Here is a 15,204-nt window from a genome sequence, read left to right as displayed (position 1 = left end):
GCTCACGCATGGCCAACTCCCCCTCTACGACTCGGTGAACGCGCGGCCCTGTCGTGGGCGGCGCAACGACAGGTGTGAGTGTAGGGAGGGCCGGCGGCCGGGGTCACATGGTTTTCCGCCCCGGCCGACCGGCCCCCCGACCGGCGCTCTCCGCTACGACTCGCCCGCTGCGAGTCGCCTGCTCCGGCTCACCTGCTCCGCAGGCCGCTCGGCTAGCAGTAGAAGTGCCGCCGCACCCGGCGCAGCCACGCCTCGGCGGCACGTTCGTCCGGCTCGTCCGGCAGCACGGTGCGGGCCGTCGCGAACGCCTCCTCGAAGCGGCGCAGCAACGGCTCGGCGGCCTCGGAGTCTGCGGCGACCTGCTCTCCGAACCGGTGGTAGCTCTCCGGGTCCTCGACGCGGATGGTCAGCCGGCCGGTGCTGTACAGCTCGAATCCCTGGTGGCAGAGCCGTTTGAGGTGGCGGGCGTGTTTGGCGGTCCGTTTGCGGGTGTCCGCCGAGAACGAGCCGTCGCCGCGGCCCTGGAGTCTCTTGAACTGCTGGGTGGCATAGCCGAGGTAGGCGTCCCTGACGCGTCCGGCACCGAGCAACGTGGCCCGGATGCCGATGAGTTCGTCGCCGAGTGCGGTGCGGGTCTCGTACAACTCGTCGGGGAGCCAGACGAGTTCCATCACCGTCGGGTTTCCGGAGAGGGCGAGGCGGCACCACTTGGCGGCCTCGTGCAGGGTGCGGTCCGGGGCCGTGGTGACGTGGGACTCCTTGGGCGGGTGCAGGCCGTGGAGGTCGTCGGTGGGGGTCGCGAACATGCCGAGGCGGTCGATGTCGGAGCCCTCGTGCGCGAGTCCGTAGGCCGTCGAGCCGACGATGCCGGACAGCAGGATGTTCTGGACGGTCACGCCGTGCCCCCGTGGTGGTTTCCTCTCGGCCCGGCGGTCGTCGTCCCTGACCCCGGGAGGGTCATGATGCCGCCTCGGGCGCCTCGTCCACCTCAGGATTTTCAGCGATCCTGACGTTCGGGGTATTTCGACCCTGAATGGTGTGTGACATATTACTGCTGTGGCCAAGCAGTCCAGCTGTGATGTCGTGGTCGTGGGTGCCGGCATGGTCGGCGCCGCCTGTGCGCTGTACGCCTCCCGTGCCGGACTCGACGTCGTGGTGGTGGACCGTGGCCCCGTGGCCGGCGGGACTACCGGCGCGGGTGAGGGGAATCTCCTCGTCTCCGACAAGGAACCCGGCCCCGAACTCGAACTCGCCCTGCTCTCAGGCCAGTTGTGGACCGAGCTGGCGCAGGAGCTGGGCCCCTCCTTCGAGTACGAGCCGAAAGGCGGCCTCGTCGTCGCTTCGACACCCGAGAGCCTCACCGCCCTTACGGAACTGGCCCACGCCCAGCAGGCGGCCGGGGTCACGACAGAGACGATCACCGCCGACGAACTCCCCTCCCTGGAGCCGTACTTGGCACCCGGCCTGGCGGGCGGGGTGCTGTATCCGCAGGACGCCCAGGTGATGCCGACACTCGCCGCCGCCCACCTCCTGCGGGCCTCGGGGGCACGGGTCGAGACCGGGCGGACCGTCACGGAGGTGCTCCGCACGTCCGACGGCGCCGTACGTGGCGTACGCACCGACCGGGGCGACCTCCACGCCCCGGCCGTCGTGAACGCGGCCGGCACCTGGGGCGGTGAGGTCGCCGCGCTGGCCGGGGTGCGTCTTCCGGTGCTGCCTCGGCGCGGGTTCGTCCTGGTCACCGAGCCGTTGCCGCGCCGGGTCCGGCGGAAGGTGTACGCCGCCGACTACGTGGCGGACGTGGCCAGCGGCTCGGCGGCGCTCCAGACCTCGCCGGTCGTCGAGGGGACCGCCGCCGGGCCGATCCTGATCGGGGCGAGCCGCGAACGCGTCGGCTTCGACTGCTCGTTCTCCCTGCCCGTCGTACGCGCCCTCGCCGCCGGGGCCACCGCACTGTTCCCGTTCCTCTCCCAAGTCCGGGCGATGCGCACGTACTTGGGGTTCCGCCCCTACCTCCCCGACCATCTGCCCGCGATCGGCCACGACCCCCGGGCGCCCGGCTTCTACCACGCCTGCGGCCACGAGGGCGCGGGCATCGGCCTGGCGACCGGCACCGGTCATCTCCTCGCCCAACTCCTGGGCGGCAAACGGCCCGACCTCGATCCGGCCCCGTTCCGCCCGGACCGTTTCACCGAGGAGGCCGCTGCATGAACCCCCTGGACCTGGTCCGGGCCCGGCCCGGCGCCGCCTTCACCCTCACCTTCGACGGCCGCCCGGTCGAGGCGCTGCCCGGCCAGACGGTGGCGGCGGCGCTCTGGTCGGCGGGTGATATGTCATGGCGCACCACCCGGGGCAGTGGTGCGTCACGTGGCGTGTTCTGCGGGATCGGGGTCTGCCACGACTGCCTCGTCACCGTCGACGGCCGCCCCAACCAGCGGGCCTGCCTGCTCCCGGCCGAACCCGGCGCGGACGTCCGCACGCAGGAAGGGACCGGCCACGACGATGACTGAACCACCCCGTCTCGCGGTGATCGGCGCCGGCCCGGCCGGGCTCGCCGCCGCCCTGGCGGCAGCCGCGCGCGGGGTCCGTGTCACCCTCGTCGACTCGGGGCCGGGCCCCGGCGGCCAGTTCTACCGCCAGCCGTCACCGGCCCTCGGCGCCCGCCGCCCACAGGCCCTGCACCACCAGTGGCGCACCTGGAAACGTCTTCGCGCGGCCCTCGACACCCACCTCGCGGCAGGCCAGGTCAGCCTCCTGATGGATCATCATGTCTGGTGCGTGGAAAGGGAGTCGACGGGTCTCACCGTGCACGCTCTCCTCGGTCCCGAGCAGGAGCGGTCCGTCGCCGTGCGCGCGGACGGTGTCCTGCTGGCGACCGGCGGGTACGAGAAGGTCCTCCCCTTCCCCGGCTGGACCCTCCCCGGTGTGCTGACCGCGGGCGGTGCGCAGGCCATGCTCAAGGGTGCCCTCGTCCTGCCCGGCCGTACCGCGGTCGTCGCCGGCACCGGCCCACTGCTCCTGCCGGTCGCGACCGGCCTCGCCTCGGCGGGCGCACGGGTCGTCGCCCTGGTGGACTCCGCCGACCCCCGCGCGTTCGTCCGACGGGCGGGTGCCCTCGTCCGGGAGCCGGTAAAGGTGGCCGAGGGCGCGGGGTACGCCGCGCGGCTCCTGCGGCACGGCGTGAAGGCGGTGATGTGTCATGCAGTACTGGAGGCACACGGCACCGACCGGCTGGAGGGCGTGACCGTCGGCGCGCTGGACGCCGAGGGGCGGCCGGTGCCGGGGCGTACGCGGTACATCACATGTGACACCCTCGCCGTCAGCCACGGCCTCCTCCCCCACACCGACCTCGCCGACGGCCTCGGCTGCACCCTCGACGGCCCCGCCGTACGCGTCGACACCGAGCAGCGCACCGACGTCCCCGGCGTCTGGGCCGCCGGTGAGGCCACCGGCGTCGGCGGGGCCGCCCTCTCCCTCGCCGAGGGCCACATCGCGGGCCGCTCGGCCGCCGCCCGCCTGCGCGGAACCCGCCCCGACCCCACCGCCTGGGCCCCCGCCGCCCGCACCCGGACACGCCTGCGGACGTTCTTCGCCGCCCTCGACAGCGCCTACACCCCACCCGCCCGCTGGCCGGAACAGGTCTCGGACGACACAGTGGTGTGCCGCTGCGAGGAGGTCACCGCCGGCGCCGTCCGCGAGGCTGTGGCCGGTCTCGGCGCGGGCGATCTGCGCACCGTGAAGCTGCTGACCAGGGCCGGCATGGGCTGGTGCCAGGGCCGGATGTGCGAGCCGGGGGTCGCCGGGGTGGCGGGCTGCCCGCTCGTCCCCGGGCGGCGGCTGCTGGCCCGGCCCGTGCCGCTCGGGGTGCTGGCGGAGGCGGGGGAAGAAGCGGGGGACGGCGGAGCCGGGGCGGGCCGTGATGCGTGATATGTCATGCGCCACGCATCACCCATCACACACCGCCCCCTCACCCCGGTCCGCCCCACCACCACGCCCAGCCACGACACCCGCACCCGCACCCGCACCCGCACCCGCCCGGTGGTACATCACACATCACGTCCGACCTGAAGGGACCCCCCATGTCTACTTCCGAGCACCGTCCCTGGCGCGGCGTTCTCGTCGCCACCGCGCTCCCGCTGAACGACGACCTCTCCGTGAACTTCGACAAGTACGCCGAGCACTGTGCCTGGCTGGTCACCAACGGCTGTGACGGTGTCGTGCCGAACGGGTCGCTGGGCGAGTACCAGGTGCTGACGCCCGAGGAGCGGGTGAGGGTCGTCGAGACGGCGGTAGAGGCGATCGGCGGGGAGCGGGTGATGCCCGGGGTGGCGGCGTACGGGGCGGTGGAGTCGCGGCGTTGGGCCGAGCAGGCGGGTGAGGCGGGGTGCGGGGCGGTGATGCTGCTGCCGCCGAACGCGTACCGGGCCGACGAGCGGGCGGTGGTCGGTCACTACGCCGAGGTCGCGGCGGCGGGGCTGCCGGTCGTGGCGTACAACAACCCCATCGACACCAAGGTCGACCTGGTGCCGGAGCTGCTCGCGCGGTTGCACGGGGAGGGGTACATCCAGGGGGTGAAGGAGTTCTCCGGTGATGTCCGGCGGGCATACCGGATAGCCGAACTCGCACCGGATCTCGATCTGTTGATCGGCGCGGACGATGTGCTGCTGGAGTTGGCCGTGGCGGGGGCGAAGGGGTGGGTCGCGGGGTACCCGAACGCGTTGCCGCGCGCCTCGGTCGAGTTGTACCGGGCGGCGGTGGCCGGTGACCTGACGGCGGCACTGCCGTTGTACCGGCAGTTGCACCCGTTGCTGCGGTGGGATTCGCGGGTGGAGTTCGTGCAGGCGATCAAGTTGTCCATGAACGTCGTGGGGCGGCACGGCGGCGGATGCCGGCCGCCTCGGGGGCCGTTGCTGCCGGAGCAGGAGGCAGCAGTGCGGTCGGCGACCGAGAAGGCGGTGGCCGTGGGGCTCGCGTGAGGCGCGAACTCGCCGGGTTCGGCGGTGACTTGCTCAACTCAGGGAAAGGGAACCGGACATGCGCAGCAAGCTCGTCCTGCACGCCGTCGACTCGCACACCGAGGGGATGCCGACCCGGGTGATCACCGGGGGGATCGGCACCATTCCCGGTGCGACGATGAACGAGCGGCGGCTCTACTTCCGCGAACACCACGACGACATCAAGCAGTTGCTGATGAACGAGCCGCGCGGGCACTCGGCGATGAGCGGGGCGATCCTCCAGCCGCCGACTCGGCCGGACTGCGACTGGGGGGTCGTCTACATCGAGGTGTCGGGGTATCTGCCGATGTGCGGGCACGGCACGATCGGGGTGGCGACCGTGCTGGTGGAGACGGGGATGGTGGAGGTGGTGGAGCCGGTCACGACGATCCGGCTGGACACGCCGGCCGGGGTGGTCGTCGCCGAGGTCGCGGTGGAGGGGGGCGCGGCGAAGGAGGTGACGCTGCGGAACGTGCCGTCGTACGCGGTCGCTCTGGACCGCAAGATCACGCTCGGCGACGGGCGGACGGTGACGTACGACATGGCGTACGGCGGCAACTTCTACGCGATTCTCTCGCTGGACGAGTTCGGGCTGCCGTTCGACCGTGCCCGAAAGGATGACATTCTGCGGGCCGGTCTGTCGTTGATGGAGGCGATCAACTCCGAGGAGGAGCCGGTCCATCCGGAGGACCCCTCGATCCGCGGCTGCCATCACGTGCACCTGTGGGCGCCCGGTTCCACGGCCCGTCACTCGCGTCACGCGATGGCGATCCACCCCGGCTGGTTCGACCGTTCCCCTTGCGGTACCGGCACGAGCGCGCGCATGGCCCAGCTCCACGCGCGCGGCGAACTCCCCCTGCACACCGAGTTCGTGAACGAGTCCTTCATCGGCACCCGCTTCACCGGCCGCCTCCTCGGCACCACCGAAGTCGCCGGCCGCCCGGCCGTCCTGCCCAGCTTCACCGGCCGGGCCTGGGTCACTGCAACAGCCCAGTACCTACTGGACCCGACCGACCCGTTCCCGGCAGGGTTCGTCCTGTGAGGGGGAAACGCCGCACACCCGGGGGGAGATGACGGGTCGTCAGTGCAACGTGCCGACGGCCTGCCACATCCCGCCTCCGCCGGGGACCCGTTGGCCGGCACCCCTGACGAACAAGGGTGCTCCGCACGGCCGTTGGCCTCTCGCAGCTCGACGATTCCAACCAACTCCCGCCCGGCGAAAGTACGGAGACTTCCCATGACCACCCAGTACGGCAGCATGGTTTCCACCCCCGACCCCACCATCCCCGTGCTCGGGCGGCCAAGCAGTTACCGGGAGAAGGTCGTCGGCGCGTTGCGGGCTGCGGTGATCGCGGGGGAACTGCGGCCCGGGGAGGTGTATTCGACGCCGGGGGTGGCGGCGCGGTTCGGGGTGTCGGTGACTCCGGTGCGGGAGGCGATGCTGGCGCTGGCGAAGGAGGGGCTGTTCGACGCGGTGCCGAACAAAGGGTTCCGGGTGACGGACGTCTCCGACGAGCAGCTCGACGAGTACACGCAGATCCGGGCGTTGATCGAGATTCCCACGGTGGTGGGGCTGGTGCGGACGGCGGACACGACGTCGCTCGAAGCGCTGCGGCCCGCGGCGCGGGAGATCGTCACCGCGTCGGTGGCCGGTGACCTCATCGCGCACGTCGAGGCGGACACCCGCTTTCATCTGGGTCTGCTCGCCCTCGCCGGCAACGCGCACCTGGTGGAGGTGGTCCGTGATCTGCGGGGCCGCTCACGGCTGTACGGTCTCAACGCGCTCGCCGCCTCAGGCCGTCTCCTCGCCTCCGCGGCTGAACATCTCGACCTCCTCGACGCCCTGCTGGCCCGCGACGAGGAGTCCGTCCGCACGATCATGACCCGTCATCTGGGCCATGTCCGGGGTTTGTGGGCGACCGCGCAGAGCGACTGAGCGGCGACGCCCGGTGGGGCGTGATGCGTGACATATCACGCATCACACATCACGTATCGCGCCCCCGCCACCCCTCTCCCCACCCCCAGCACAAGACCGCCTCCTGTGATCCTTGTCGCTGATGTGCCACGAGTGAGTGAAGTGCTGTATGGGCATGTCAATCCCCGTTGGGCGAAAGGATGGTGTCGTTCCTGTGGGGGAAGTGGGGTAAGCAGCGTGCGAGTTTGCCTGATCGGTGCGGGCCTGTCGGGACTTGCGACGGCACGGGCGCTCAAGGAGAAGGGCGTCGACTTCGTCTGCCTGGAGAAGGCACCGGAGGTCGGCGGACTCTGGCGGCAGCCGAACGCCGGTGAACGCGGCCCCGGTTACCTGTCGCTGCACCTCAACACGGCCAAGCAGCTCACCGGTTACACCGGCTTCCCGATGCCCGCCTCGTACCCGCTCTACCCCCGGCACAGCCAAGTCGCCGAGTATCTCAGGTCGTTCGCCGAGTGGGCCGGTCTGCTGGACCACATCGAGCTGGACACGGCGGTCGAGTCGGTGCGCCAGGAGGACGACGGTTCGTGGACCGTCGTCAGCCGGGGTGCGGACGGCGCGAGCGTGTCGCGGCGCTTCGGGGCGGTGATCGTCGCCTCGGGGCACAACACCCAGCCCGTGATGCCGGCCCTGCCGGACGGTGCCGACACCTTCGACGGAACGATTCTCCACGCCCTCGACTACCGCGACGGCAGCGACTTCACAGGCCGCCGCGTCGTGGTCGTCGGCCTCGGCGCCTCGGCCGTGGACATCGCCGCCGACCTGTCCCGGCACGCCGAGCACACCGTGTTGTCGGTACGCCGGGGGCTGCACGTGCTGCCCAAGCAGCTCTTCGGCATGTCCCTGGACGAGATAGCGGACGCCCCGTGGTGGACGGCCATGGAGCTGAAGGACCAACGGCGCCTGATCGAGCAGGCGTTGCTCGTCGTGCGGGGCAAGATCTCCGACTACGGCCTGCCCGAGCCCGACCACCCTCTTTTCTCTTCGGCGGTCACCATCTCCGACGAGATCCTCAGTCGCATCCGGCACGGCGAGGTGACCCCGAAACCCGCGATCGACCGCCTCGACGGGGGGCGGGTGGTGTTCACCGACGGGACGTCCGTGGCCGCCGACACGATCGTCTACTGCACCGGCTACCGGATGGACTTCCCCTTCCTGCCCGCCGGCTGCCCGACCGGCCCGCAAGGTGCGGTGGAGCTGTACAAGCGGGTCGTCGCGGCCGACCGTCCGGGACTGTACTTCGCCGGCCTGGTCCGTCCGCTCGGCTCGATCACCCGGCTCGTCGAGGCCCAGGCCCACTGGATCGCCCGCGTCCTCACCGGCGAGGCGAGCCTCCCGGCACCCGAGGTCATGCGCAAGGAGATCGCGGACTACCTCGACGGGATCGCCGGCCAGTACGGCCAGACGGAAGGCTCGTCGACACAGGTGAGTGTCGCGCATTACCTGGAGGAACTCCGCGCGGAGTGAGACGGCATCAGCCCCGGCACCGGCCCGGCGGTGGTACGTCATGCATCACACACCACACATCACGGCCCCCACATCCCGCACAGCACACATCACACATCACACGCCACCCTCCAACGTCCCGCACCCCGCACCCCACCCCCGCACCCGCACCCGCACCCCGAGGGGAGTCCCCCCACCCCCCTCGGCGCAGCATGTCATGCGCATGCCACTCCACATGACACATCACACGTCATACATCACGCACCACAACCATCACGGACACCACGGACACCGCAGGCGCCACAGGCACCAACCCCCCGCACTCCCGCCCCACTACGCCCCCACCCCCGCCCGCCTACTCGGCACGGACGTCGGCACAGACGCCGGCAGCCCCAGCCTCGGCGCACGCACCTCGTACGCCTCGGCGGAGAGGTACGTGGTGATCCGGGCGGGCCGCCCCTCCTGGTGGACGAGGGCGAGGTAGGCGATGAGGCCGGCCCCGTCCTCGGGGCGGCGGGAGGTGAGGGCCTCCATCGCGCGGCGCAGGGCCGCGGGGTCCATGCCGTAGCGGCGCAGGGCACGCGCGGCCCGGCCGAACGCCTCCCCGTCGTGGCGGACGTAGTCACGGACGGGGACGTGGAGGGTGAACCCGCTGGGCAGCCCCGTGCGGTTCTCGGTGAAGGCGTGGCAGGTCAGGCCGGGCCGGCCGGCCAGTGGCACGTGTAGGCCGGTGCCGTCCGGACGGTCGTCGAAGCCCCCTGCCAGCGTGAGGAACTCCTCGATCTCCGCGGCGGACGGTCCGGGCCGGGTCCGGGAGAGGGTTCCGGCGCGGGCGGCGGTGAGGTCGTCGTGGCGGAGGTAGACCTTCGCCCGGGGGGTGTCCCACTCCCCGAGGTCGAGGGCGAGGAAGGGGTACCCGTCCGCGTCGGGCAGTGAGGCGAACGCGTCGGGATGGCCGAGGCGCCGGAACGCCTCGCGCACGGTCGCGGCGGCGTGCTCGGGGCCCGAGGCGGAGGGGTTGAGGTAGACCTTCACGGCAGGTACCCCGCCGGCCCGCAGTTCCAGGGCGATCCACAGGGCGAGCGGCCCGTGCGGGTCGTCGGGGAGGAACAGGTCGGTGAGCGCGTCGAGTTGGGTGGTGGAGAAGTTCCAGGCGCGGGCCAGTTCGCGGACGACGGCGAGTCCGGTACGGCCGTTGCCCGCCAAGTCCGGTTCCAGGCAGCCCGGTTCGACGAGGACACGGAGTGTGGGGAGCCGGTCCGGCAGGTGGGCGAGGGAGAACTCGACGGGGGTGTGGTCGTCGGAGAGGAAGGTACGGGTCGGCGGCGGCAGGTCCAACGGCCGTTCGGCGACGGGCCCGAGGGCCCCAAGGAGGAGGGCGGCGTGGCTCTCGGCGTCGGCGGGACCGAGCCCGGCCACATCGCACAGCCGCAGCAGCTGCCCGACTGTCAGCGCCCCGAGAGTCGGCGCCCCCGCACCGGGACGCGGCAGGGTGACACTCATCGCGCCACCCCCGCATCCGGGCGGGCATGAAGATACCCGCCCTGTGAGGCGGGTATTTTCTGGTCGCTGCTGTGGAGTTGGACGGTGGAGGCGGGGGCGCCGGACCGCCCCCCGGTTATGCACGGCCCGGTACGGGCCTGTTCTGCGGGACGCCGCAGCGCAGTGGTATCACGGAACTTCAGGTCCATGACACCTCCTTCGTCTCGTGAGCAACACGGATATCGCGTTGCTCACTACCCCCGGTGACGAAGCTTCATGCGGGTATCGCAAACCCTGTGGATGTTGTGTGAATCACCCCGCGAGTCGGTTGCCCAACCAGCTGTTCTCAGCCACTGAAAAGACAACCACCCGACGAAACACAACTGTTGGCCAACTGGCACACCACGCAGGCTGGTTGATCAACAGCCTTACCAGGCAGGTCAGTTGGAGAAGCACTCCAGCCCGCCTCACCGCCCATACACCCCACGCTCCGGCCGCCGCCCCGCGGCCACACTCGGCGCGGGCGCGGCCGACTGCGCGCGGCGCCGGTGCGGTCCGGCGCTCCAGGAGAGGTGCACGCGATTGCTGCCGGGTGGCGGTCAGCGTCGGCCCGGTGTCGACGGCGACGAAGCTGACGAGCAGGAGATCGCCCTCGACGGCCTGGTGGCCGGCGAACTCCAGGTCGGCGGAGGGGTAGTGGGGGGCGAAGTTCGAGATCGGGGGTTCCCCACAGCGTGTCGTCCATCGCCTCCTCGATGAGTCCGCCGCCACCGCCGTACCGGTCGTGGGTGAGGAACCAGTGGAGGGTGTTGCGCAGGGGTTCGATGCCGGCGCCGAGGAGGAGGGTGAGCTGGTGAGCCATCTCTTCGTCGTCGAGGGCCGACTGACGATGCTTCAGCCAGATGGTGACGTCGTCACCAGGCCGGGACCGCTGGGCGAGCTTGGGGAAGTCGACCTCGGCGAAGCTGTCGGCGACGGCCCGACGCAGCCTCAGGTGTTCGGCGCCGTCGCTCGACACTCAGTTGGGCTGGTAGGCGATCAGCGGGTTCCCCGGGCTGTTCGGGGCGACCTCGCGGCTCACGACGTCCCGCCAGCGCCACGTCTCCCGGGTCCGCCCCTTCGGGCGAGCAGATCGCTGAAAGCGTGACGGCGAGTCGACTGATCGACTCGCCGTCGGAGAAGCCTCGTTGACGCCGTGTCAGTGAGCCCGCGCCATCAGGAACTCGACCAGCTTGATGAGCGCGTCGGCCGAGGATTTCTCGTCGCGCGCGTCGCAGGTCACGACGGGGGTGTCGTCGAGCAGGTCGAGTGCCTCGCGCAGAGCCGCCTCGTCGCGCGGGGTCGTGCCGTCGAAGCGGTTGACGGCGATGGCGTAGTCGAGGCCGAACTGCTCGATGAGGTCGATGACTTCGAAGGAGTCGGCGAGCCGTTCGGGATCGACGAGGACGAGCGCGCCGAGCGCCCCGCGTGCCATGTCCTCCCACATCTGGACGAAGCGCTGCTGTCCGGGGGTGCCGAACAGGTAGAGCACGACGCGGTCGCTGATGGTGAGGCGGCCGAAGTCCATGGCGACCGTGGTGGTGGTCTTGCCCTGGACGCCCTTGAGGTCGTCGACGGACTCGGCGGCCCGGGTCATCGTCTCTTCGGTGGTCAGCGGTTCGATCTCGGAGATCGCCCCGATGAACGTGGTCTTGCCCACCGCGAAGTGGCCGACGACGAGGATCTTGACGGCCGTCTGCTGCTCGCCGCCGCGGACGTACGCCTTCTCATCCAAACTTTGCGCGGAGACCATTCAGCACCTCCTCCAGGATTTCCCGGTCGGCGAGGGGAGCCCGCTGGACGGGCGGGCGGGTGACGAGGTGGCCGGCCTCGACGAGGGCGGCGAGGAGGATCTTCACGACGCCCAGGGGCAGTTGGGTGTGACCGGCGATCTCGGCGACGGACAGGTAACCAGCGTCGCAGATCTCCAGGAGACTCTGCTCCTCGGGGGTGAGCCGGGTCGGCCTGCGCCGGTCGCCGGGGGCGGCCGTGACCAGGGTGATGAGCGAGAGCTTGCCCTCGTCGGGCAGTCCGCGGCCCCGGGTGATGACGTACGGTCGCACTAATTCCGGCGTCTGGGGTTCGAGTTCGCCGTATCCGGTCATGTCTGGGCGCCGATGTTCTCGCGCGGCGGCGTGGTGAGCGCCTTGCCGAGCTGGCCGACGAGTTGCTGCATCCGGAACGTGATGTCCTGCATGTCGACCTCCGGGCTCGCGGACACGCCGAGGTAGGCGCCCTCGCCCGCGGAGATGAGGAAGACCCAGCCGCCGTCGAACTCGACGAGGGTCTGGCGCCACTGCTGGGAGCGGTCCTCGCAGAAGAAGGCGAGGGAGCGGCTGAGTGACTGGACCCCGCTCATCGCGGCGGCCACCCGGTCGGCGTTGTCCTTGTCGAAGTCCTTCGTGCGGGCCATCAGCAGCCCGTCGGCTGAGATCAGGACTGCGTGCAGGGCCCCGGGTATCTCCAGGGCGCTGTCAAGCATCCATGACAGATCGGCGTTCACGAGACATCATGCCCTTCGCTGCTCGCACCTCTTGTGCTGCTCGTCTGGTCCGCTCCGTCGCCCCGGCCGCCGCGGCCGGACTGTGTGCCTCGCTGGAAGGCGCCCATGATCGCGGCGGTCTCCGCGCCGGACCGGCCGGCGCGCGAGCCGCTGCCTCGGCCGGCGTCGTCCGAGGAGCTGCCGGGCACGATCGCCATCGGCCGCTTGCGGCGCCGCTTGGGCAGGCCGTCGGAGGTCGTGGTGGTGGGCAGCGGGGTGGCCTCGGGTGCGCCGTACTCCGGTGCGCTGACCGTGGTGACGACCGGCGAGGGCTCCTTCTGCTGCGGGGCGCCGGTGAGGAGGTCGTGCGGCAGGAGCAGGACGGCGCGGACGCCGCCGTACGGGGAGGAGGAGTCGACGGACACCTCGAAGCCGAACCGCTCGCTGAGCACGCCGATGACCGCGAATCCGAACTGCGGGGGATTTCCGAGCGCGGAGACGCCGTTGACGCGTTCGCTGGAGAGGAGTTTCTCCGCTTTGACGCGTTCCTCGTCGTTCATACCGACACCGGCGTCGTCGATGACGATGCAGATCCCCTTGGGGACGGTACGGATGTTGATCTCGACGACGGTGTCCGGGCTGGAATAGCTGGTGGCGTTGTCGAGGATTTCGGCGAGGGCGAGGGCGACGGGTTCGACGGCGCGGCTGGTGATGCCGAAGTCGACCTGCGAGAGGATCTCGATCCGGCGGTAGTGCCGGACGCGGCCCTGCGCGCTGCGGACGACGTCGTACACGGAGGCGACGTCGCGCTGGCGGCCGAGCCAGCCGTCGCAGAGCACGGCGATGGACTGGGCGCGGCGGCCGAACTGGGAGTTGGTGTGGTCGATCTCCAGGAGGTCCTGGAGCATGACCGAGTCGCCGTACTTGCTCTGGAGCCGGGAGACGATGAGCTGCTGTTCCAGGGCGAGGCCCTGGAGGGTGCGCATGGCGGATTTCAGTACGGTCTTCGTCGCTTCTTCCGCCCTTTCCTGGGCGGCTTCGACGGATTCCGTGTACTGGTTCTCCAGCTCGGCGTAATGGGTTTTGAGCCCGCCTACTTCCTGCCTCAGTTCTCGTGCGGTCCGGCGCAGGCGGACGACGAGGGCGATCGCGAGAACAAACAATGCCGACAAGGCGAGGAAAGCCCAAAGGGCCGGGTTCTCTATGTAATCCGTCATAAGACTCTCTTCAGGCGACTGACGGCCAGTAGCTGAATTCCGTCACTGCGGGAGGACCGGCGGACCGCCCGCACCGGGGGCATCGTCGTGCACCCATCCGCCCGCTCTGCAAGCGCCGTGATCGTATCACCGCGAGAACCGGTCAACGACCGCCAATCCCCTGGCCCGAATGGACATTGACGGTCAGTCAGCTGACCGGTACGTGAAGCGCCCGGGGACGCCGATGACTTGTCGACAAGCCGCCGAAGACACCCGCACGACGCACCCCCTCAAGCACCCCCCTGAGCATCCCCCGAGCACCCCTCAAGCACCTCCTACACACCCGCCCTCTCCCCCACCCCTCCCCTCACTGCACCCGCGCCCGAGCCGGACTCGCCAGCCCCAGCCGCGTCAGGAACTCCTCCAGCGTGAACGCGGCCATCCCCAGCGCGACGGCGTTCCCCGGCACGGGCGACGCCTGGACCGTCAGCCCCGGCAGTGAGCCGGGCAGCACATGCCGGGGCAGCTCCTCACGGACGGCCGGGACGAGCCAGTCGGCGAGGGCGTGGGACATCCAGCCGGTGAGCGTGACCGTCGGCACGTTCAGCAGATTGACCAGGTCCCCGAGCGCCGCACCCAGATAACGCGCGGTCCGCGCGAGGAGTTCCCGTACGGCGGGATCGCCGGCGGCGAGCCCTTCGGCGACGGCGACGACGAAGTCCCGCTGCCCTCGGCGCCGCAGCGCCGGGTGCCCGGGGTCGATCGCGGTGAGCGTCGCCTCCAGGCCGGCGGCCCCGACGTACGCCTCGACGCAGCCGCGCCGCCCGCAGCGGCAGGGGCGGCCGTCGAGTTCGAGGAGGGTGTGCCCCCATTCCCCCGCGTTGTTGGTGGTGCCCCGGATCAGCGAGCCGTCGAGGGCGATCCCGGCGCCGACGCCGGTGCCGAGGTTGACGACGGCCATGCTGTCGACGCTCCGCCCGACCCCGAACCACATCTCGGAGAGCGCGACCGCCTTCAGCGGGTTGTCGATGTGGACGGGCAACTCCAGCCGGGCGGCGAGGAGTTCCTCGATGCGGACGTCGTGCCAGTCCCAGTTGGGGGCGAACACGGAGACGCCCGCGCCGGGGTGGACGTGCCCCGGCATGCTGACGCCGACGCCGACGATCCGCTCCCGGTCGATGCCGCCGGAGGCGACGGCGAGGCCGATCGCGTCGACGATGCCGTCGACGACGTACCGCTGCCCGTTCTCGTGCTCGTCGAGGGCGACCTCGCCCTGGCCGAGGACGCCGAGGGCGAGGTCGTAGACGGTGGCGACGACGTACGTCTCGGCGACGTCGACGCCGACGATCCGGCCCCGGTCGGGGTCGATCGCGAGCCGGTCGTAGGGGCGGCCGACGCCGCTGCGTTCCTTCGCGGCGATGGTGAGGACGCCCTCCGACAGGAACTGGCCGACCAGGGTCGCCACGGTCGCCTGGCTCAGCCCGGTGTGCCGGGCCAGCTCCTGCCGGGAGGAGGGGCCGAGGTCGAAGAGCGCGTGCAGCACCTCGAAACGGTTCTCACTGCGCAGATCCCGTGCCGTGTGCCGCGCCACGC

The 15,204-nt window shown here is 70.9% G+C and carries 14 protein-coding genes; 7 read left to right on the top strand and 7 right to left on the bottom strand.

Features of this window, described 5'->3' with window-relative positions:
• Positions 1–212: 212 nt before the first annotated feature.
• Positions 213–896: a nucleotidyltransferase domain-containing protein gene (locus ABZX85_RS07200; RefSeq protein WP_355863325.1), complete on the bottom strand. Its 684-nt coding sequence runs from the start codon at positions 894–896 to the stop codon at positions 213–215.
• 160 nt (positions 897–1,056) lie between these two features.
• Between ABZX85_RS07200 and ABZX85_RS07195 the strand changes: the two genes are divergently transcribed.
• The 7 genes from ABZX85_RS07195 (at position 1,057) to ABZX85_RS07165 (ending at position 8,433) form a co-directional block, all read left to right on the top strand.
• Positions 1,057–2,211: an FAD-binding oxidoreductase gene (locus tag ABZX85_RS07195; RefSeq protein ID WP_355863323.1), complete on the top strand. Its 1,155-nt coding sequence runs from the start codon at positions 1,057–1,059 to the stop codon at positions 2,209–2,211.
• A complete protein-coding gene (locus ABZX85_RS07190; RefSeq protein ID WP_355863321.1) occupies positions 2,208–2,510 on the top strand; it encodes a (2Fe-2S)-binding protein in 303 nt (100 codons plus the stop codon). The genes ABZX85_RS07195 and ABZX85_RS07190 overlap by 4 nt, the downstream gene beginning before the upstream one ends.
• Positions 2,503–3,927: an FAD-dependent oxidoreductase gene (locus ABZX85_RS07185; RefSeq protein ID WP_355863320.1), complete on the top strand. Its 1,425-nt coding sequence runs from the start codon at positions 2,503–2,505 to the stop codon at positions 3,925–3,927. Before ABZX85_RS07190 ends, ABZX85_RS07185 begins: the two co-directional genes overlap by 8 nt.
• A gap of 152 nt (positions 3,928–4,079) precedes the next feature.
• Positions 4,080–4,976, top strand: coding sequence for a dihydrodipicolinate synthase family protein (locus ABZX85_RS07180; RefSeq protein WP_355863318.1), 897 nt, complete (start codon positions 4,080–4,082; stop codon positions 4,974–4,976).
• A gap of 58 nt (positions 4,977–5,034) precedes the next feature.
• Positions 5,035–6,036: a proline racemase family protein gene (locus ABZX85_RS07175; protein WP_355863316.1), complete on the top strand. Its 1,002-nt coding sequence runs from the start codon at positions 5,035–5,037 to the stop codon at positions 6,034–6,036.
• 195 nt (positions 6,037–6,231) lie between these two features.
• Entirely contained in the window at positions 6,232–6,930 is a 699-nt protein-coding gene (locus ABZX85_RS07170) for a GntR family transcriptional regulator (RefSeq protein WP_355863314.1), read from the top strand.
• A 216-nt stretch (positions 6,931–7,146) separates the two neighbouring features.
• A complete protein-coding gene (locus tag ABZX85_RS07165; protein WP_355863312.1) occupies positions 7,147–8,433 on the top strand; it encodes an NAD(P)-binding domain-containing protein in 1,287 nt (428 codons plus the stop codon).
• A gap of 312 nt (positions 8,434–8,745) precedes the next feature.
• Here the strand turns inward: ABZX85_RS07165 and ABZX85_RS07160 are convergent, their stop codons facing one another.
• From ABZX85_RS07160 to ABZX85_RS07135, 6 genes are all read right to left on the bottom strand, one after another.
• Positions 8,746–9,915 (bottom strand): tryptophan dimethylallyltransferase family protein, encoded by a 1,170-nt coding sequence (locus tag ABZX85_RS07160; RefSeq protein WP_355863310.1) that lies wholly within the window; start codon positions 9,913–9,915, stop codon positions 8,746–8,748.
• Positions 9,916–11,092: 1,177 nt separating this feature from the next.
• Positions 11,093–11,686, bottom strand: coding sequence for an ATP/GTP-binding protein (locus ABZX85_RS07155; protein ID WP_355863308.1), 594 nt, complete (start codon positions 11,684–11,686; stop codon positions 11,093–11,095).
• Positions 11,661–12,038 carry a DUF742 domain-containing protein gene (locus tag ABZX85_RS07150; protein ID WP_355863306.1) on the bottom strand — a complete coding sequence of 126 codons (378 nt, stop codon included), beginning with the start codon at positions 12,036–12,038 and terminating at the stop codon, positions 11,661–11,663. Before ABZX85_RS07150 ends, ABZX85_RS07155 begins: the two co-directional genes overlap by 26 nt.
• Positions 12,035–12,436 carry a roadblock/LC7 domain-containing protein gene (locus tag ABZX85_RS07145; protein WP_355863304.1) on the bottom strand — a complete coding sequence of 134 codons (402 nt, stop codon included), beginning with the start codon at positions 12,434–12,436 and terminating at the stop codon, positions 12,035–12,037. The genes ABZX85_RS07150 and ABZX85_RS07145 overlap by 4 nt, the downstream gene beginning before the upstream one ends.
• On the bottom strand, positions 12,433–13,632 hold the full coding sequence (locus ABZX85_RS07140) for an ATP-binding protein (RefSeq protein WP_355863302.1): 1,200 nt from the start codon (positions 13,630–13,632) through the stop codon (positions 12,433–12,435). The genes ABZX85_RS07145 and ABZX85_RS07140 overlap by 4 nt, the downstream gene beginning before the upstream one ends.
• Before the next feature lie 346 nt (positions 13,633–13,978).
• Positions 13,979–15,202 carry an ROK family transcriptional regulator gene (locus ABZX85_RS07135; RefSeq protein ID WP_355863300.1) on the bottom strand — a complete coding sequence of 408 codons (1,224 nt, stop codon included), beginning with the start codon at positions 15,200–15,202 and terminating at the stop codon, positions 13,979–13,981.
• Positions 15,203–15,204: the final 2 nt, after the last annotated feature.

The organism is Streptomyces sp. NPDC004539 (assembly GCF_040610055.1).
In the GTDB taxonomy this organism is placed as follows: domain Bacteria; phylum Actinomycetota; class Actinomycetes; order Streptomycetales; family Streptomycetaceae; genus Streptomyces.
This window is presented reverse-complemented; position numbering and strand designations above follow the sequence as displayed.

Bases quoted from the DNA above. Each gene is read 5' to 3' on its own strand.
- ABZX85_RS07190 (WP_355863321.1), top strand. From the start codon at position 2,208: ATGAACCCCCTGGACCTGGTCCGGGCCCGGCCCGGCGCCGCCTTCACC.
- ABZX85_RS07185 (WP_355863320.1), top strand. From the start codon at position 2,503: ATGACTGAACCACCCCGTCTCGCGGTGATCGGCGCCGGCCCGGCCGGG.
- ABZX85_RS07180 (WP_355863318.1), top strand. From the start codon at position 4,080: ATGTCTACTTCCGAGCACCGTCCCTGGCGCGGCGTTCTCGTCGCCACC.
- ABZX85_RS07175 (WP_355863316.1), top strand. From the start codon at position 5,035: ATGCGCAGCAAGCTCGTCCTGCACGCCGTCGACTCGCACACCGAGGGG.
- ABZX85_RS07170 (WP_355863314.1), top strand. From the start codon at position 6,232: ATGACCACCCAGTACGGCAGCATGGTTTCCACCCCCGACCCCACCATC.
- ABZX85_RS07160 (WP_355863310.1), bottom strand. From the start codon at position 9,915: ATGAGTGTCACCCTGCCGCGTCCCGGTGCGGGGGCGCCGACTCTCGGG.
- ABZX85_RS07155 (WP_355863308.1), bottom strand. From the start codon at position 11,686: ATGGTCTCCGCGCAAAGTTTGGATGAGAAGGCGTACGTCCGCGGCGGC.
- ABZX85_RS07150 (WP_355863306.1), bottom strand. From the start codon at position 12,038: ATGACCGGATACGGCGAACTCGAACCCCAGACGCCGGAATTAGTGCGA.
- ABZX85_RS07140 (WP_355863302.1), bottom strand. From the start codon at position 13,632: ATGACGGATTACATAGAGAACCCGGCCCTTTGGGCTTTCCTCGCCTTG.